The following is a 16,510-nucleotide window of genomic DNA, read 5'->3' as shown; positions in this document are numbered from 1 at the left end:
CGATGCTGCCCGACACGGCGCTCCCCGACGTCGTCCTCACCCCCGGCCGGCCGGCGGTGCTGCCCGCCCGACCCGACGGGGACCTCGCCACGTGGGCCACGAACGCCCGCGACGCGCTGCGCGCCCTCGTCGCGGAGCACGGCGCCGTGCTGGTGCGCGGGCTGGGCCTGCGCACGGCCGAGGAGTGCGGCGCGGTGATCCGGGCGGTCACCGACGGCCTGACCGGCGAGCAGGAGGCGTTCGCGCCCCGGCAGCCGCGCGCCGACGGCGTCTGGTCGTCGACGCCGTGGCCGGCGAACCAGCCCATGTGCATGCACCACGAGCTGAGCTACCGGCTCGAGGTGCCCTCGCTGCTGTTGTTCGCCTGCCTGCACGCACCGGAGCGGGGCGGGTCGACAGGGGTCGCCGACGGTCCCACCGTGCTGGCCGCCCTGCCGGCCGACCTGGTGGCGCGGTTCGAGCACGAGGGCTGGCTGCTGGTGCGCACCTACACCGAGGAGATCGGCGAGCCGTGGCCGCAGGCGTTCGGCACCGGCGACCGGGCCGCGGTGGAGCGGTACTGCGCCGCCGCCGCGATCACCCCCGAGTGGCTGCCGGACGGCGGGCTGCACACCCGGCAGCGGCGCCGGGCCGTGCTGCCGCACCCGGTCACCGGCCGGCGCTGCTGGTTCAACCAGGTCGCCTTCCTCAACGAGCACACCCTCGATCCCGAGATCCGCGAGTACCTCGTCGACGTCTACGGGCCCGAGCGGCTGCCGTTCACCACCCGGTTCGGGGGTGGCGACCCGATCGGGGCGGACGTCGTCGCGCTGCTCAACGAGGTCTACGCGGCGCACACGCTCCGGGAGCCGTGGCAGGACGGGGACCTGCTGCTCGTCGACAACATCCGCACCGCGCACGACCGCGAGGCCTACACCGGCGCCCGAGACGTCGTGGCCGGCCTGGCCGACCCGGTGCGCCTCGATGCGGGAGCGCAGTAGTGACCGGGGTCGGCGTCCCGGCCTTCGCCGTCGTCCCCGGCGCGCAGGTGCAGGCGGTGCTCGCCGGGCGCGAGAAGGAGCTCGTCGAGCTGGTCGAGGCCACCTACCGGCTGCACGGTGCCGGCGGGACGGTGAACCCGCCGTCGTACTTCCTGCGCTTCCCCGACCGGCCCACCGCCCGGGCGATCGCGCTGCCGGCCTCGCTGGGCGGGGCGAGGGCGGTGGACGGGATCAAGTGGATCTCCAGCTTCCCCGACAACGTGGCCGCCGGGCTGCCCCGCGCCTCGGCGGTGCTGATCCTCAACGACCACGACACCGGGTACCCGGTCGCGTGCCTGGAGAGCTCGGTCATCAGCGCGACCCGGACGGCGGCCTCGGCGGCGGCCGCGGCCGACTGGCTGAGCCGCTCGCGGCCCCGGCCGGCCCGGGTCGGGTTCGTGGGCACCGGGCTGATCGCCCGGTACGTGCACACGTTCCTGGTCGGCACCGGCTGGTCGTTCGACGAGGTCGGCGTGCACGACCTCGACCCGGGCAGCGCGGCCGGCTTCCGCGCGTACCTGGCGCGCAGCGGCACCGCGGCCGCGGTCACGGTGCACGAGGAGGCCGGCGACCTGATCCGCGGCAGCGATCTGGTCGTGTTCGCCACCGTCGCCGCCCGGCCGCACGTGCACGACCGGTCGTGGTTCGCGCACGGGCCGCTGGTGCTGCACCTGTCGCTGCGGGACCTCGCGCCGGAGGTGCTGCTCGACGCGGTGAACGTGGTCGACGACGTCGAGCACTGCCTCACGGCCGGCACCTCACCGCACCTGGCCGAGCAGCTCACCGGCTCCCGGGACTTCGTCGCGGGCACGCTGGACGACGTCCTGTCCGGCCGGGTCACCATCCCGCCCGACGCGACCGTGGTGTTCTCCCCGTTCGGCCTCGGGGTGCTGGACCTCGCGGTCGGCCGGTTCGTCTACGACGCGGTGGCCGGTGCCGGCGAGCTGCGCGTGGTCGAGGACTTCTTCTCCGAGCTGCGCCGGCACGGGTGAGCGACGTGGGCACCGTGACCGGCAGGGTCGAGCGGGCCGGCGTGACGTGGCTCGAGTACGCCTACGGTCCGGACCTCGTCCCCGACGGCCCACCGGACCCGTCGGGCATGTGGCGCTACCGCGACCTGCTGCCGCTGGACCCCGGGCCGGTCCGCTACCCGTTGCCGGTGGGGGGCACCCCGCTGCTGGCTGCGCCCGCGCTGCGCGCCGCGCTCGGCCTTCCGGCCGTGTGGCTCAAGGACGAGACCCGGCACCCGACCGGGTCCAACAAGGACCGCGCCACCGCGCTGGTGATCGAGGACGGGCTGCGGCGGGGCATCGGCACGGTCACCACCGCCTCCACCGGGAACGCGGCGGTGGCGACCGCGTTCGGCGCCGCCGCCGCGGGTCTGCGGGCGGTCATCTTCGTCTCGACCGGCTGTCGCCGGGAGAAGCTCGCGCTGATGACCCGGGCGGGGGCCCGCGTGTTCGCCGTCCCGGACGGCTACGCGGCCGCGGTCGACCTCTCCCGCACCGCCGCGGCCGCGTTCGGCTGGCTGGACCGCAACACCGGCGTCGTCCCGGCGACCCTGGAGGCGAAGAAGACGGTGGCGTTCGAGGTGTGGGAGCAGCTGGGCCGGGAGCTGCCGGATGTCGTGGTCGCGCCGGTCGGCGACGGCCCCACCCTCGTCGCGCTCGGCAAGGGCTTCGAGGAGCTGCGGCGCTGCGGGCTGACCGAGCGGGTGCCGCGGCTGGTCGGGGTGCAGGCGCAGTCCTGCTCGCCGCTGGTCCGCGCGTGGCTCGGCGAGCCGGCCGCGACCGAGCAGCTGGACCCGGGCGGGACGGTCGCCGACGGCATCGCCGTGCTCCGCCCGGCCACGGGCCCGGCGGTGCTGGACGCGGTGGGGCGCAGCGGCGGCGGCATGGTGGCGGTGCCGGACGACGTCCTGCGCCGGGCCGTCGGGACGCTGGCGTCGCGGGCGGGGGTGCCGGCCGAGCCGGCGGGCGCGGCATCGCTGGCCGCCGTCGGCGCGGCGCTGGACGGCGGGCTCCTCGACGCGGCGGAGACGGTGGTCCTCCTGGTCACCGGACGCGGTGTTGCGCCCACCGGCGACCCCGGGGGGCCGGCCGAGGTGCCCGTCGCGGCGACCCTGGACGACGTCGAGCGCGCGCTGGCCCCGCGATGAGCACCTGCCAGGTCTGGTGGGCCCGGACCTCCGACGCCTCGCCCGCGCTCGACGGCCTGCTGGCAGCCGACGACCTGGCCCGCCGGGCCCGGCTGCGGCAGGACGGCGACCGGCGGCGGACGACGGTGGCGACCGCGGTGGCACGGTCGCTGCTCGGCACCGCGCTCGGGGTGGCCCCGGCCGAGGTGCCGATCGACCGCACCTGCCCCGAGTGCGGGGCGCCGCACGGCAAGCCCCGGGTGGCCGGCGGCCCGCAGTTCTCGGTGTCGCACGCCGACGACGTCGTCGTGGTCGCGGTGCACGCGGCCCGCGCGGTCGGCGTGGACGTCGAGGCGGTGGCCCGGTGCACGCCGGACCTCGCCGCGGTCCTCCCGGGGCACGCGGCCGGGCCCGAGGCGCTCGCCCGCGCATGGGTGCGCGCCGAGGCGGTCGCGAAGGCGACCGGGCAGGGGCTGGGCGGCGAGGCGGCGCCGGCGCGGGTCGCGCTGGTCGACCTGCCGGCACCGGCCGGGTTCGCCGCGGCGCTGGCGGTGCTGGGCAGCGGCCCGGTGCGCGTGCACACCCACGACGCCGCCGGGCTGCTGGCTCAGAGCAGCCGGCGGCTGCCCTCGGCGACCACGCGCAGCCACCGGTAGCCGTAGCCCTCCAGCGCGAGCTCCGCCCGACCCTTCTCGTCCAGGGGGGTGCTGCGCTCCTGCAGCAGGTCCTCCAGGCGGTGGCTGCTGTCGCAGCCCTCCAGGGTCAGCGGCACCGTCTGCGGCTCCGGGCCGAGGTTGTGGACGGCGACCATCGCGCCGTCCTCCCAGCGGCACAGGTGGGCGAGCACCGAGGCGTGCGGCTGGTCGAGCACCTCGAACCCGCCCCAGCCCAGCTCCGGGCACTCCCGGTAGCGGCGGATGAGCAGCTTCATGAACGACAGCAGCGACTCGGGGTCGCGGCGCTGGTCGGCCACGTTGACGAACTCGGGCCCGTACCCGCCGGTGGTCAGCGGCCGGCGCAGTTTTCGCGGGGGCGCCTGGGAGAACCCGCCGTTGGGACCGTCGGTCCACTGCATCGGCGTCCGCACCGCCATGCGGCCCTCGAGCTCGGGGTTCTCGCCCATCCCGATCTCCTCGCCGTAGAAGAGCACCGGGGTGCCGGGCAGCGAGAACAGCAGGCTGTAGACCATCCGGAGCCGCCGCGGGTCGCCGTCCAGCATCGGTGGCAGGCGGCGGCGCAGCCCGCGGCCGTAGACCTGCATCGACGGATCCGGCCCGAACGCGGCGAAGACCTCGGCCCGCTCCTCGTCGCTGAGCTTGTCCAGCGTCAGCTCGTCGTGGTTGCGCACGAACGTCGCCCACTGGTTGTCCGGCGAGACCTCGGGCCGGTCGAGCAGTGCCTTCGCCAGGGGTCCGGCGTCCGCGCGGGCCATCGACAGGTAGAGCGCCTGCATGGCGAGGAAGTCGAACTGCATGGTCAGCTCGTCGCCCTCGGGACCGCCGAAGAACACCGCCTGCTGGGCGTGCGGCAGGTTCACCTCGCCGAGGATCACACCGCCGTGCACCCGCCGGCCGAGGAACGCCCGCAGCGCTCTCATGAACTCGTGCGGGTCCGGGAAGTCCTTCTGGTCGCCGCCGACGGTGTCGAGGAAGAACGGGACGGCGTCCATGCGGAAGCCGGACAGGCCCATCTGCAGCCAGAAGCCCATGACCTTGGCGACCTCGTCCCGCACCTTCGGGTTGGTGACGTCGAGGTCGGGCTGCTCCTTGTAGAAGTGGTGCAGGTACCACTCCCCGGTCGGCTCGTTGAACTCCCAGATGCTGTTCTCCGCGTCCGGGAACACGACCTGGTCGCTGGTGTCCGGTGGCTCGTCGCTGCGCCAGACGTAGAAGTCGTGGAACGGCGCGTCCTTGCTGCGGCGGGCCGAGCGGAACCACGGGTGCTGGATCGAGGTGTGGTTCACGACGAGGTCGGCGATGACCCGGATGCCGCGGTCGTTCGCCGTCCGGATCACCTCGACCAGGTCACCGTGGGTGCCCAGCCGTGGATCGACGCCGAAGAAGTCGGTGATGTCGTAGCCGTCGTCGCGGTCGCCGGTCGGGTAGAAGGGCATCAGCCACAGGCACGTGATGCCGAGGTCGTGCAGGTAGTCCATCCGCTGCGCGAGGCCGGTGAAGTCGCCCATCCCGTCGTCGTCCCAGTCCATGAAGGTCTGGACGTCGAGGCAGTAGACGACCGCCGTCTTCCACCACAGGTCCGACGTGTCGGTGATCCGCATGCGGTCTGCCTACCGGGAACCGCCGTTCTCCGCACCACGGTCGCCAACTGCGCCCTTCTGGCGGTTACGCGAGCGGTGCGGCGGCGTCCTCGCCTGCGGGCGAGTCGGCCTGGCCGAGCAGCAGCAGCCCGGCGTCGGCCTGCTCCAGCGGCGCGGCGAACAGGTAGCCCTGCGCGAGCCCGGCGCCGCCGTCGCGGAGGTGCGTGCGCTGCAGCTCCTCCTCGATGCCCTCGGCCACGATCTCCAGGTCGAGCGTGCGGCCCAGGTTGATCAGCCCGCGCAGGATCGCCGGCATGGCCTCCTTGTCGTCGATGGTGCTGACGAAGGAGCGGTCGATCTTGAGGATGTCGACGGCGAACTGGCGCAGGTGGGACAGCGACGAGTACCCGGTGCCGAAGTCGTCGAGGGCCAGCTTGACCCCGAGCGCGCGCAGCTCGCGCAGCCGCTCGGCGGCCAGCACCGGGTCGCGGACCAGCACCGACTCGGTCAGCTCGAGCACCAGCGACGCCGGCGGCAGGCCGCTGTCGACCAGCGCCTCGCGGACGTGCCGGATCAGGTCCGGCGAGCCCAGCTGCGACGGCGAGACGTTGACCGCCATCGACAGCGCGACCTCGGGGTGCTGGCGCTGCCAGCCCGCGGCCGCGGCGGCGGCCTCGTGCAGCACCCAGGCACCGATCTCGGCGATGAGGCCGATGTCCTCGGCGACCGGCAGGAACCGCTCCGGCAGGACGACGCCGAGCGTCGGGTGGTCCCAGCGCAGCAGCGCCTCGAAGCCGACGACGCGCTCGCTGACCAGGTCGACCACCGGCTGGTAGACCAGCCGGAACTGGCCCTCCGGCAGCGCGGCCCACAGGTCCTGCTCCAGCTGCAGCCGCTCGGCGGCGGCCGAGCGCATCTGCGGGTTGAAGACGACGTAGCGGCCGCGGCCGGCGCCCTTGGCCCAGTACATGGCGTTGTCGGCGTCGCGCAGCAGCGAGCTGCCGGTCGAGGTGATGTCGCCGGTGGCGATGCCCACGCTGGCGCTCACGTTCACCCGGGCGGTGCCGAGGTCCAGCGGCTGGCGCAGGGCGGCGAGCACGCGCTCGGCGATGCGCACCGCCTCGTTCGAGCCGTGGGTCGCCTCGACGAGGATCGCGAACTCGTCGCCCCCGAGGCGGGCGAGCGTGTCCTCGGTGCGGACGGCGCCGGTGAGGATCGCGGCCACCTCGCGGATCAGGCTGTCGCCCATCGCGTGGCCGAGGCTGTCGTTGACGTTCTTGAACCCGTCGAGGTCGATGTAGACCACCGAGACGTCGCGGTCGCTGCGGGCGATCCGGCGCAGCGCCTGCTCGAGCCGGTCGGTGAACAGGGCGCGGTTGGCCAGCCCGGTGAGCCCGTCGTGGAAGGCCAGGTGCTCCAGCTCGTGCTCGGTGCGCTGCCGGCGGGCGCGCTGGCGGAGGTCGGCGGAGCCCGCGGCGGTCAGCACGGCGGCGACGGTCAGCAGCGTGTGGCTCGGCGCGCCGTCCACCAGCGGCTGGCAGGCGGTCAGGACGACGGCCGCCGCCGCGCAGAGCAGGGCGGAGCGGTACCCGGCCCGCGGGCCGTGCGGTGCAACCACGTCGTTCACGCTGGGCCTTCCCTCGGGGGCGAACGACCTGGCTTCGGCGTCGGCGATCCCCGGATGCAGCCGGAGGAGCGCGGGGACACCCCAAAGGGTGAGGTCGTCAGCCGTGGATCGGCAGCACCGGCAGCTCGATGCCGTGCTCGCTGGACACGCTGGCGAGCGCGAGGGCGACCAGTCCGACGATCTGCCACACGCCCGCGGCGCCGTCAAGGACCTCCCGACCGAGCCAGTCGTACTCCACGGCGACCGTCTGGACCGCGCCCTGACGGCTGACGAGGCTGACGTTCAGCTCGGCGAGGCCTGACACGTGCGTGAGCACCAGGTAGAGGACCTGCAGACCGGCGACTTCGCGCCAAGCCTGGACATCGACGTCCGCGCGGAGCAAACCCTGCGCAGCGCGGGCCTTGTCCATGAACTTGAGCACCTGGTCGTCCGGCACGGACTCGAAGCCGCCGCCGATGCTGAGCCAGCCGTCGTCCCTGATGTCAGCCGCCATGCCGACAGTCTCGCTGTCAGAGAGTTCTGCGATCTCGTGGCTATCCGGGGCTGGACAGCCACGAGATCGCAGAAGTCACGCGTGAGAACCGGGCCACGGGGCAAGGTGGCCCACATGACGCCGACGACCGACGAGTGGGGCATCGACGCCACCTGGATCGACGCCAAGGACGAGGAGCACGAGGTCGCCGCGGCGACGCTCGAGCGGCTGCGGGAGATCATCGGCTCGCCACCGGCCGACCTCGACGACCGCGCCCCGATCGTCGCCCGCCCCGGCGACGCGCTCGAGATCGACGAGGTCGACGTCGTCTGCGAGGACGGCGAGGTCCGCCGGATCGACGGTGAGCTGCCCGACGACTTCCCGCTCGGCTACCACTGGCTGCACACCGAGGACGGCCGGCGCCGGCGGCTGATCGTCTCCCCCGGCCGCTGCTGGCTGCCCGACGGGCGGACCTGGGGCTGGGCGGTCCAGCTCTACGCCGTCCGCGGCGCCGGCAGCTGGGGCATCGGCGACCTGGCCGACCTGCGCGCGATCCGGAAGATGGCGCAGGCCCAGGGCGCCGGCTTCCTGCTCATCAACCCCCTGCACGCGGTCGCGCCGATCCCGCAGCAGGAGGCCAGCCCGTACCTGCCGGCCACCCGGCGGTTCCTCAACCCGATCTACCTGCGGGTCGGCGAGGTGCCCGGCGCCGACACGGTCGACATCGGGGACGGCGCCGACCTCAACGACGGCGAGCTCATCGACCGCGACGCCATCTGGGCCCGCAAGCGCGCCGCGCTGCACGCCGTCTTCCTGTCCCACGGCGGCGGCGAGGCCTTCGTCCGCTGGCGCGAGGAGCAGGGGCCGACCCTGCAGGACTGGGCCACCTGGGCCGCGATCGTCGACGAGCACGGCGCCGACTGGCACGCCTGGCCCCCGGAGCTGCGCCGTCCCGACTCCCCCGGCGTCGCCGAGTGGGCAGAGCAGCGCGGCGCGGCGATCGCCTTCCACGCCTGGCTGCAGTGGGCGCTGGAACTGCAGCTGACCGCGGCGACCGACGGGCTCACCGTCATCCAGGACCTGCCGATCGGCGTCGCCGGCGGCGGCGCCGACGCGTGGACCTGGCAGGAGGTCCTCGCCGAGGGCGCGAGCGTCGGCGCGCCCCCGGACGCGTTCAACGCGAACGGCCAGGACTGGGGCTCGCCGCCGCTGATCCCCTGGCGGCTGCGCGACGCCGACTACGAGCCGTTCATCCAGTCCATCCGCGCCACGATCGCCGGCGCCGGAGGCCTGCGGATCGACCACGTCATGGGCCTGTTCCGGCTGTGGTGGGTGCCGGCCGACGGCGGCGCGGTCGAGGGCGCCTACGTCCGCTACCCCGCCGAGGACCTGCTCGACATCGTCGCCCTGGAGAGCGCCCGGGCGGGCGCGCTCGTCGTGGGCGAGGACCTCGGCACCGTCGAGGAGGGCGTCCGCGAGGCGATGGCCGAGCACGGCGTCCTCTCCTACCGGCTGCTGTGGTTCGAGGAGAACGGGCCCGAGGAGTGGCCCGAGGCGGCGATGGCCGCCGTCACCACGCACGACCTGCCGACGGTGGCCGGGCTGTGGACCGGCGCCGACGCCGACGAGCAGGTGTCGCTGGGCACCGCGACGGACGAGGAGGCGAGGGCCGGCCGGGCCGGGCTGGTCCAGCAACTGCCGGGCCTGGCCGACGACGCCTCGCCCGAGGACGCCGTCCGCCGGGCGCACGAACTGCTGGCCAAGGCACCGTCGCTGCTGCTGTCGGCCACCCTGGACGACGCCGTCGCCGAGCAGCGCCGACCCAACATGCCGGGGACGACGGACCGCCCGAACTGGTCGCTGCCGCTGCCGGTGCGCGTCGAGGAACTGCCCGATCACCCGCTCGTGCAGGACCTGGCCCGCACCCTCGCGGACGGCGCGGCGCGTCGCGGCTGATCGGTCGAACAGACGTTCGACCGACGTGCCAGACTGCTCGGGTGGCGGGCGGCATGTACCGGGGGCGGTCGGGGCGCTCGCTCGCCGATCGCGCCGCCGACTCCGGCGTCCGGGCGGAGCCGGAGCCCCGACCGACCGCGCCGCACGACGTCACCGAGGGCCGGCACTGCTGGGTGCACGACCCACCCGACGCCGCGGGCACCTGGCCGGGGCTGCTCGTCGAATGGCGCCGCGGCGAGGCGGGCTGGCAGGGCCGGGTGGTCTACACCGTCGTCGGGGCGACCGGCTCGCGGCTGGTCGAGGCCTGGCTGCCCGCCGTGCGACTGGAACCACGTTAGCTCCGCCGACGCGCGGGCTATGGCCGAACGCATGACCGCACCGGAACCGAATCTCGACGACGTCATGGAGCCCACCGAGTCGGCACCGCCCGACCACCACCAGCACGGCAAGGGCTACGACCGGCCGAACGACGACGCGCTGGAGCACCGCACCGAGCAGGAGCGGCAGATGGTCGGCTCGGACGACGCGGACCCGGCCGGCGCCGAGGAGCACTCGGCCACCGAGTAACGCGCACGGCCGGGGCCCTCAGGTCGCCTGCAGCGCCTTCGTCCGACCGAGGACGACGGACAGCACCAGGGCCCCGGCCGCCAGTGCGCCGGTGAACACCACGACGGCGGGCCAGCCGGCGGAGTCCCACGCCCGGCCGGCGAGCGTGCCGCCGACCGACGACCCGACGTAGTACCAGAACGAGTAGAGCGCGGCGGCCTGCCCGACGGCCCGCGCACCGGCGGCCGCGCGCACCGCGACCCAGCCGCTGGCCACGCTGTGCGCGGCGAAGAAGCCGATGGTGAGCACGCAGAGCCCCACGACGAACAGCGGCAGCGGCCCGGCGAGGGTCAGCACGATCCCGCCGCCCATGACCGCGACCGCCACCGGCACGACCGGGCGGCGGCCCACCCGCCCGGCCAGCTCCCCCGCCGCCGCGGACGACGCCGAGCCCAGCAGGTACGCGACGAAGACCAGCCCCGCCACGGCCGGCGCGAGCGCGTACGGCTGCGCCTCCAGCCGGAACGTCGCCGCGTTGTAGACGGCGACGAACCCGCCCATGAGCAGTGCCGCGATGCCGTAGAGGCCGAGCAGCACCGGATCGGTGAACGCGCCGGCGAGCTGGCGGACCACCGGCCGGTCCCGCGGCACCGGCACGAACCGCTGGGACGGCGGCAGCAGCAGCCGGACGGCGACGGTGCACGCGATCCCCAGGACGGCGATGCCGGCCAGCGCCGCGCGCCACCCGCCGAGACCGACCAGCAGGCCGCCGAGCAGCCGCCCGGCCAGCCCGCCGATCGCGTTGCCGCTGACGAACAGCCCGATCGCCCGCGCGCTGACCGACCCGTGCAGCTCCTCCCGCAGGTAGGCCACCGCGACGGCCGGCAGCGCGGCGAGCGCGAAGCCCTGCAGCACGCGCAGCACGAGCAGCGCCGGCCAGGTCGGGACGACGACCAGCAGGGCGGCGAGCACGGTCGCCGCGATCAGCCCGGTGTGCAGGATCGCCGTCCGCCCGCGCCGGTCGGACAGCGGGCCGAGCACGAGCAGCCCGACCGCCAGCCCCGCGGTGGCCCCGGAGACGGCCAGGGTGGAGGCGGCCGAGGAGATCCCGAACGACCGGGCGAGCTCGGGCAGCAGCACCTGCGTCTCGTAGAGCATCGCGAAGACGGCGACGCCGGCCAGGAAGATCGCCAGCGAGGCGCGCCGGAACCCCTGCTCCCCCGCCCGGTGTCCGTCGGGCAGGGGGTCGGGCGGCACGTCCCCCATGCTCGTCCGCGGTGCCCGGCGGGGTGGGGCGGAGGCTTGTGAACCGCGGCACGCCGTCGCCGTCCCGGTCGGCTGGGACGATGGCGGGGTGACCGCGAACCGGCTCCGCCTCGGAGCGCTGCTCTGGCTGCTGACCCTCCAGTTCTTCGTGGTGGAGACGATCGTGCAGCTGCGGTGGACCGCGCGGACCGACGTGCTGCCCTACTCGCGGGTCGACGACGTGATCAGCGACCTGGGCACCGCGGTCTCCCCCGCGCGCACGCTGATGAACCTGTCGTTCGTCGTCCAGGGGGCGCTGATCATCGGTGGTGCCCTGCTGCTCGGCCCGGCGCTGCGCGGTCGCGCGAAGCGGGTGGCGCAGGTGCTGCTCGTGCTCGCCGGGCTGGGCGTGCTGGTGGTCGGCGTCTTCCCCTCCGACGGGGTCGGCACGCTGCACTCGATCGGTGCCGTCGCGCACTTCGTCGGCGGCAACATCGGGCTGATCGCGCTGGCCTACGCCGTCCGGCCGCGCTCGGAGTGGCTCGGGACGGCGCTCGCGCTGCTCGGCGTGATCGGCACCGCGCTGACCGTCTTCTTCCTCTTCGGCGTCGTGGAGTGGCTCGGCGAGGGCGGCACGGAGCGCGGCGCGGCCTACGTGATCCCGATCGGGCTGGCGCTCGCCGGCGCCGCCCTCTGGCGCTTCGGCCCGGACGGCGAGACCGCCGACGGCCGCCCGACCCGCCAGGAGCTGCGCGAGCAGGAGCGCGCCGAGCGGGAGGAGCAGGCCCGGCGGCGCGACGAGGCGCTGGAGGCGGCCGCCGCGCGGCAGCAGGCCGACCGCACCCCCGAGCCGGCCGAGGACGAGGACGACGAGGACCCGTGGGCGCCGTCGGTGCGCGAGGACCGGCGCCGTCCCTGATCAGCCCTCCGTCGTCAGCACCTCCGCGACCGGCCGGCGGCCGGTGACCGACGGCGCGAGCCCGGCCGGCGGGTAGCCCATGCGCAGCAGCATCTGCGGATGGCCGATCAGCGAGAGCCGTTGCCGCAGCCGGGTGCGGGTGGCCGGCCAGTCCAGCGCCTGGGTCAGCGGCGAGGCGACCAGGCCCTCCGCCGTCGCCAGCAGCAGCACCTGGCCCAGCGCCTGGCCGGCCTGCAGCCAGGCCGCGCGGTCGTCGCTCTCGGTGCCCAGCAGGACGACGGTCGGGCGCTCGACGTCCGGCGGCGGCGCGTCCGGGTCGCCCGCGGCGCGGAACATGCGCGGCACCCGCGCGCCGACGACGAAGTCGCGCACCAGCCAGTTCGACGGCCGGTCGTGGGGATCGCCCTCCGGCACCGCCTCGACCGGCACGCCGTCGACCGCGCCGGGGTCGGTGCGCATCCAGCTCTCGAGCTCTTTGACGTACGCCGGGTCGCCCTGCTCCATCTCCTCGGCCTGCGAGAGCAGGAAGACCGTCGCGGTCTCCTCCTCCTCGCGGTCGACGACCTTCATCCAGAGCCCGTAGCGCTCGGCCGCGCGCTGGAGGCGGTCCAGCAGCTCGGCCGGGACGCCGCGCGGCTCGAACGCCGCCCGCACGGTGTGCCGCTCGTCGATCGCCGCGGCCAGGGCACGGGCCCGGTCGTCGGCCTCCGCGCCGCCGGTCACCGTGAGGGTGGCCAGGTGGTCCTGGTCGGCCGGGTCGGGCAGGAGCTCCGTGGTCGCGGCGGCGCCGGACGCCAGCAGCGCGACCTCGGCGAACGCGGCGGCGATGCCGCAGCTCATCACCTGCTGGCGGTGGGTCGGGTCGAGCACCGGCAGGGCCCGCTCGCGGTCGTAGAAGACGTCGAGCCGGTCCGGGCCGGCGACGAAACGCCACGGCTGCGTGTTGTGGATGGAGGGAGCCCGCGTCGCCGCGGTGACGATCCGCGTCCAGTCGATGTCTGCCACGGTGCCAGCCTGCCTTCCCGGTCGCGCTGCCTGCTCAGGTCCTTGGTCCTACCGCATCCGGCCGAAACACCCGCGTGCAGTCCTACCGCCTGCTGATCAGGTGGGCACATGACGAGCGGCTCCCTGGACGTGATCGATGTCGGCGAGTGCTACGAGCTGCTCGCCTCCCACGAGGTCGGGCGGATCGGCGTGAACGCCGAGCACTTCCCGCTGATCATCCCGGTCAACTACGGCATGGACGGCCGGACGATCGTGATCCGCACGCACCCGGGCACCACGCTGACGGCGGCCGCGCACGCCAACGTCACCTTCGAGGTCGACGAGATCGACCGGACGACGCGGTCGGGGTGGAGCGTGCTGGTCCGCGGCCTGGCCGAGGAGGTCGGCGCGGAGCACCGGGCCGACCTGGTGGCCCGCACGCACGCGGCCGGGGTGGCGCCCTGGGCACCGGGCGAGCACGGCAACTGGCTGCGGATCATCCCGCAGGAGGTCACCGGCCGGCGGATCGTGCCCGGGCGGCTGCCGTGGGGCGTCGACGAGCGCGCCTACCTCTAGACCGGGCGGGAGACCGACGAGGGCCAGCGATCGGCGCGCCACTCGTCCCAGGTCGCGAAACCGGCCGGCGGGTCGTCGACGGGTTCGCTGCCGTCGAGCTCACCGCTGGTGGGGATCTCGAAGCGGGCGGCCCACGCGGCGAGTTCCTCGTCGGACATGGGCCACGTCGTGTGGGGCGCTTCGGCCTGCCGCCGGTCGAGTCGCCGCCGCTGCTCGGCCGGGCCGAGCTCGAAGTAGTGCAGCTCCACCCTCGCGCCGCGGTCGGCCGCGGCCTGCCGCAGAGCGGAGCGCTCGTCCCGGCTCCAGAGGCCGTAGTCGAGGACGACGTCGATGCCGAGTTCGAGCGCGCGCAGCCCGATCTCGACGAGCCGCCCTTCGATGACGTCCTGGGCCGAGGGCGGGTTCTCGTCGCCGTAGAGAGCCTTCACCCACTCGTCCTTGGTCAGGCGCAGCGCCTGCTGCTCGACCTCGATCCGCCGCGCGGCCGTGGTCTTCCCCGTGCTGGGCAGTCCCACCGTCAGGAACAGCGTCGGTCGCCTCATCCCGGGAACCCGGTCGGTACGGCCGCGCCCGCTCTGATGACCACACGCGGGGCTTCGTGCCGGGCGAGCAGGTCGACCGTGCGGGTCGCGTTATGGACCAGCAGATCGGCGGGCCCGCCCGGGCGCAGGCCGTGGTCCCGGAGGCCCAGCACGCGGGCGGCCGACGTCGTCACCAGGTCGACCAGCACCTCCTGCTGGGCCGACGAGCGCAGATCCAGCAGGTGCGCGGCGAGGAAGGCCACCTCGAGCAGGTTGTGCCGGCCGAACGGGTAGTACGCGTCCTCGATGTCGTCCTGACCGAGCGCGACGGGGATCCCGGCGGCCAGCGCCCGCTCCACCGGCAGCGCCACCGAGCCGGTGTGCGGATCGCTGACCAGCCCGAGCCCCGCTCGGCGCACCACGTCCAGGACGGCGGCCAGCCGCTCGTCGTCGTAGTGCCCGAGCGCGCGGGCGTGGCAGGCGACCCCGCGGCCGACCAGGTCGTGGCGCAGCATCGCCTCGGCGAGCATCCGCGTGGTGTCGAAGCGCGGGTCGGGGGCGTCGTCGGTGAGCATCGCCACCGGCAGGCCGCGGCGGGCCGCCAGCGCGCACGCCCACTCGACGTGCTCGGCCTGCTCGGCCGGGGTCGCCTCGATCCACGGGATGCCGCCGACGGCGTCGGCGCCGAGGTCGAGGGCCTGCTCGACCAGGTCCGCGGCGCCCGGGTCGCGCAGGACGCCGTCCTGCGGAAAGGCGACGACCCGGACGTCGACCCGCCCGGCGAACTCCTCCCGCGCGGCGAGCACCGCCTGGACGCCGACCAGCCCGGCGGCGGTGTCGACGTCGGCGAAGGCCTGCACGTGCAGCACGCCGTTGCGCAGGCCGTCGTCCAGGGCCTGCCGGATGCCGGGCAGCAGCGTCTCGACCCGGTAGTGCCGCTTCACCGCGCTGGCCAGGTCGATCGCGGCGGCGGAGTCGGCCATGCCGCGGTCGGTGTAGGCCCGCAGCGCCTCGTCGCCGATCAGCGGCAGCGTGCGGACCTTGTCCAGATGGAGGTGCGCGTCCACGAACGGCTCGGTGACCAGCCCGCCGTCGGCCGGGACCACGGTGGCCGCACCGGGCACGGCGTGCTCGCCGGTCGGCACGAGGGCGGTGATCCGCCCGTCGGCGCAGTGGACGTCGACGACGTCCCCGCTGCGCAACCGGGCCTGGGTGATCACCAGCACGCTGCGCATCCTGGCAGCTCAGGCCGTGGTGGCGGTCTCCAGCGGCACAGGGACCGGACGGCGCGGTCGGCCCCTGCGCCGCGAGACCGCGACCCCGGCGAGGCAGACCGCTCCGCCGACGAACGCCAGCGCCGGCGGCACCTCGTCGAGCAGCAGCCAGCCCATGAGGATCACCAGCGGCGGGACGAGGTAGGTGGTGATGCCGAGCTTGCCGGCGTCCATCCGGGACAGCGCGTACGCCCAGGTGCTGAACGCGATCGCCGTGGGGACGGCGCCGAGGTAGACCATGCCGGCGATCGAGGAGGCGCTCGCGCCACCGAGGTCGCTGACCAGAGCGCCGGCCCACGGGAGGCAGCAGACGGTGCCGATCGCGCACGCCGTCGCGGTCACCTGCAGCGGCGGCAGGCGGCGCAGCGCCACCTTCTGGGCGACCACGCCGATCGCGTAGGTCAGCGCGGCGAGCAGGCACAGCAGGACGCCGGCCAGGTCCGCTCCCCCGCTGCGGGTGGCCAGGCCGATGATCACGACGCCGGCGAAGGCGACGACGATGCCGATGACCAGCCACCGCGGGAAGCCCTCGCCGAGGAACAGGCCGGCGAACACCGCGATCAGGATCGGGCCGACGTTGACCAGCATCGCCGTCGTCCCGGCGTCGAGGTGGTGCTCGGCGGCGTTGAGCGCGACGTTGTAGATCGCGAACCAGCCGACGCCGCAGACGGCGAGCAGCCCCCACTCGCGACCGGTCGGGCGGACCCAGCCGCGGCGGAGCAGCAGCAGCAGACCGAGGATGAGCGTGCCGACGAGCAGCCGGCCCAGCGCCAGCGCACCGGGCGAGAGGTCGTCGCGCACCCCGCGGATGCCGATGAACGCCGAGGCCCAGGCCAGGATCGTGACACCGACGGCGGCCAGGACGGGGACGTTCTTCGAGCTGCTCACGATCGGCAACCCTAGGTGGGGCCCCCGACGCTTCTCCGGCGGTTTCCGGACACCGTCGTGGTGTTGGCCGTCGGGTTGCGCAGGTGGGC

Annotated in this window: 17 protein-coding genes; 9 read left to right on the top strand and 8 right to left on the bottom strand. The window is 74.8% G+C overall.

Annotated elements, in window-relative coordinates:
- Positions 1 to 2 precede the first annotated feature (2 nt).
- From GGQ55_RS21230 to GGQ55_RS21215, 4 genes are read left to right on the top strand one after another with little or no spacing between them, the layout of a single operon-like run.
- The gene (locus tag GGQ55_RS21230; protein ID WP_179720162.1) at positions 3 to 980 is read left to right on the top strand and encodes a TauD/TfdA family dioxygenase; all 978 of its coding nucleotides are present in this window, start codon (positions 3 to 5) and stop codon (positions 978 to 980) included.
- Positions 980 to 2,011, top strand: coding sequence for a 2,3-diaminopropionate biosynthesis protein SbnB (gene sbnB, locus GGQ55_RS21225; protein ID WP_179720160.1), 1,032 nt, complete (start codon positions 980 to 982; stop codon positions 2,009 to 2,011). The genes GGQ55_RS21230 and sbnB overlap by 1 nt, the downstream gene beginning before the upstream one ends.
- Before the next feature lie 14 nt (positions 2,012 to 2,025).
- Positions 2,026 to 3,177: a threonine synthase gene (locus GGQ55_RS21220; protein WP_366489907.1), complete on the top strand. Its 1,152-nt coding sequence runs from the start codon at positions 2,026 to 2,028 to the stop codon at positions 3,175 to 3,177.
- A complete protein-coding gene (locus tag GGQ55_RS21215) occupies positions 3,174 to 3,812 on the top strand; it encodes a 4'-phosphopantetheinyl transferase family protein (RefSeq protein ID WP_179720156.1) in 639 nt (212 codons plus the stop codon). The genes GGQ55_RS21220 and GGQ55_RS21215 overlap by 4 nt, the downstream gene beginning before the upstream one ends.
- Here GGQ55_RS21215 and GGQ55_RS21210 read toward each other — a convergent pair.
- The 3 genes from GGQ55_RS21210 to GGQ55_RS21200 all read right to left on the bottom strand — a co-directional run bounded on the left by GGQ55_RS21210 (position 3,764) and on the right by GGQ55_RS21200 (position 7,533).
- Positions 3,764 to 5,434, bottom strand: coding sequence for an alpha-amylase family protein (locus tag GGQ55_RS21210; protein WP_179720154.1), 1,671 nt, complete (start codon positions 5,432 to 5,434; stop codon positions 3,764 to 3,766). The genes GGQ55_RS21215 and GGQ55_RS21210 overlap by 49 nt on opposite strands.
- A gap of 64 nt (positions 5,435 to 5,498) precedes the next feature.
- The gene (locus GGQ55_RS21205; RefSeq protein WP_179720152.1) at positions 5,499 to 7,031 is read right to left on the bottom strand and encodes a putative bifunctional diguanylate cyclase/phosphodiesterase; all 1,533 of its coding nucleotides are present in this window, start codon (positions 7,029 to 7,031) and stop codon (positions 5,499 to 5,501) included.
- A gap of 106 nt (positions 7,032 to 7,137) precedes the next feature.
- Complete coding sequence (locus GGQ55_RS21200) at positions 7,138 to 7,533, bottom strand: hypothetical protein (protein WP_179720150.1); 396 nt, start codon at positions 7,531 to 7,533, stop codon at positions 7,138 to 7,140.
- A 114-nt stretch (positions 7,534 to 7,647) separates the two neighbouring features.
- Here GGQ55_RS21200 and malQ point away from each other — a divergent pair, with 114 nt between their 5' ends.
- From malQ to GGQ55_RS21185, 3 genes are read left to right on the top strand one after another with little or no spacing between them, the layout of a single operon-like run.
- Positions 7,648 to 9,468, top strand: a complete 1,821-nt coding sequence (gene malQ, locus GGQ55_RS21195; RefSeq protein ID WP_179720148.1) for a 4-alpha-glucanotransferase — start codon at positions 7,648 to 7,650, stop codon at positions 9,466 to 9,468.
- A gap of 41 nt (positions 9,469 to 9,509) precedes the next feature.
- A complete protein-coding gene (locus GGQ55_RS21190) occupies positions 9,510 to 9,806 on the top strand; it encodes a hypothetical protein (protein WP_366489904.1) in 297 nt (98 codons plus the stop codon).
- 31 nt (positions 9,807 to 9,837) lie between these two features.
- The gene (locus tag GGQ55_RS21185) at positions 9,838 to 10,035 is read left to right on the top strand and encodes a hypothetical protein (protein ID WP_179720146.1); all 198 of its coding nucleotides are present in this window, start codon (positions 9,838 to 9,840) and stop codon (positions 10,033 to 10,035) included.
- A gap of 18 nt (positions 10,036 to 10,053) precedes the next feature.
- Here the strand turns inward: GGQ55_RS21185 and GGQ55_RS21180 are convergent, their stop codons facing one another.
- On the bottom strand, positions 10,054 to 11,280 hold the full coding sequence (locus GGQ55_RS21180) for an MFS transporter (RefSeq protein ID WP_179720144.1): 1,227 nt from the start codon (positions 11,278 to 11,280) through the stop codon (positions 10,054 to 10,056).
- 88 nt (positions 11,281 to 11,368) lie between these two features.
- Between GGQ55_RS21180 and GGQ55_RS21175 the strand changes: the two genes are divergently transcribed.
- The gene (locus GGQ55_RS21175) at positions 11,369 to 12,178 is read left to right on the top strand and encodes a DUF998 domain-containing protein (RefSeq protein WP_179720142.1); all 810 of its coding nucleotides are present in this window, start codon (positions 11,369 to 11,371) and stop codon (positions 12,176 to 12,178) included.
- Here GGQ55_RS21175 and GGQ55_RS21170 read toward each other — a convergent pair whose 3' ends face one another.
- Positions 12,179 to 13,183 carry an Acg family FMN-binding oxidoreductase gene (locus GGQ55_RS21170; RefSeq protein ID WP_179720141.1) on the bottom strand — a complete coding sequence of 335 codons (1,005 nt, stop codon included), beginning with the start codon at positions 13,181 to 13,183 and terminating at the stop codon, positions 12,179 to 12,181.
- A gap of 108 nt (positions 13,184 to 13,291) precedes the next feature.
- Here GGQ55_RS21170 and GGQ55_RS21165 point away from each other — a divergent pair, with 108 nt between their 5' ends.
- A complete protein-coding gene (locus GGQ55_RS21165) occupies positions 13,292 to 13,738 on the top strand; it encodes a pyridoxamine 5'-phosphate oxidase family protein (protein ID WP_179720139.1) in 447 nt (148 codons plus the stop codon).
- On the opposite strand, the gene GGQ55_RS21160 is transcribed toward GGQ55_RS21165, so the two are convergent.
- From GGQ55_RS21160 to GGQ55_RS21150, 3 genes are read right to left on the bottom strand one after another with little or no spacing between them, the layout of a single operon-like run.
- Positions 13,735 to 14,280, bottom strand: a complete 546-nt coding sequence (locus GGQ55_RS21160; protein WP_179720137.1) for a P-loop nucleotide/nucleoside kinase family protein — start codon at positions 14,278 to 14,280, stop codon at positions 13,735 to 13,737. The two genes, GGQ55_RS21165 and GGQ55_RS21160, sit on opposite strands and share 4 nt — an antisense overlap.
- Positions 14,277 to 15,494 (bottom strand): amidohydrolase family protein, encoded by a 1,218-nt coding sequence (locus GGQ55_RS21155; RefSeq protein WP_218859367.1) that lies wholly within the window; start codon positions 15,492 to 15,494, stop codon positions 14,277 to 14,279. Before GGQ55_RS21155 ends, GGQ55_RS21160 begins: the two co-directional genes overlap by 4 nt.
- A gap of 9 nt (positions 15,495 to 15,503) precedes the next feature.
- Positions 15,504 to 16,421 (bottom strand): DMT family transporter, encoded by a 918-nt coding sequence (locus GGQ55_RS21150; protein ID WP_179720135.1) that lies wholly within the window; start codon positions 16,419 to 16,421, stop codon positions 15,504 to 15,506.
- Between the last annotated feature and the right edge of the window lie 89 nt (positions 16,422 to 16,510).

It is taken from the genome of Petropleomorpha daqingensis, assembly GCF_013408985.1.
Classification (GTDB): Bacteria; Actinomycetota; Actinomycetes; order Mycobacteriales; family Geodermatophilaceae; genus Petropleomorpha; species Petropleomorpha daqingensis.
The sequence above is the reverse complement of the archived record's forward strand: the minus strand, read 5'-3'. Positions and strand labels throughout refer to the sequence as shown.

Coding starts and splice junctions, on each gene's coding strand:
- GGQ55_RS21230 (WP_179720162.1), top strand. CDS start 3: ATGCTGCCCGACACGGCGCTCCCCGACGTCGTCCTCACCCCCGGCCGG.
- GGQ55_RS21215 (WP_179720156.1), top strand. CDS start 3,174: ATGAGCACCTGCCAGGTCTGGTGGGCCCGGACCTCCGACGCCTCGCCC.
- GGQ55_RS21210 (WP_179720154.1), bottom strand. CDS start 5,434: ATGCGGATCACCGACACGTCGGACCTGTGGTGGAAGACGGCGGTCGTC.
- GGQ55_RS21200 (WP_179720150.1), bottom strand. CDS start 7,533: ATGGCGGCTGACATCAGGGACGACGGCTGGCTCAGCATCGGCGGCGGC.
- malQ (WP_179720148.1), top strand. CDS start 7,648: ATGACGCCGACGACCGACGAGTGGGGCATCGACGCCACCTGGATCGAC.
- GGQ55_RS21185 (WP_179720146.1), top strand. CDS start 9,838: ATGACCGCACCGGAACCGAATCTCGACGACGTCATGGAGCCCACCGAG.
- GGQ55_RS21180 (WP_179720144.1), bottom strand. CDS start 11,280: ATGGGGGACGTGCCGCCCGACCCCCTGCCCGACGGACACCGGGCGGGG.
- GGQ55_RS21165 (WP_179720139.1), top strand. CDS start 13,292: ATGACGAGCGGCTCCCTGGACGTGATCGATGTCGGCGAGTGCTACGAG.
- GGQ55_RS21160 (WP_179720137.1), bottom strand. CDS start 14,280: ATGAGGCGACCGACGCTGTTCCTGACGGTGGGACTGCCCAGCACGGGG.
- GGQ55_RS21155 (WP_218859367.1), bottom strand. CDS start 15,494: ATGCGCAGCGTGCTGGTGATCACCCAGGCCCGGTTGCGCAGCGGGGAC.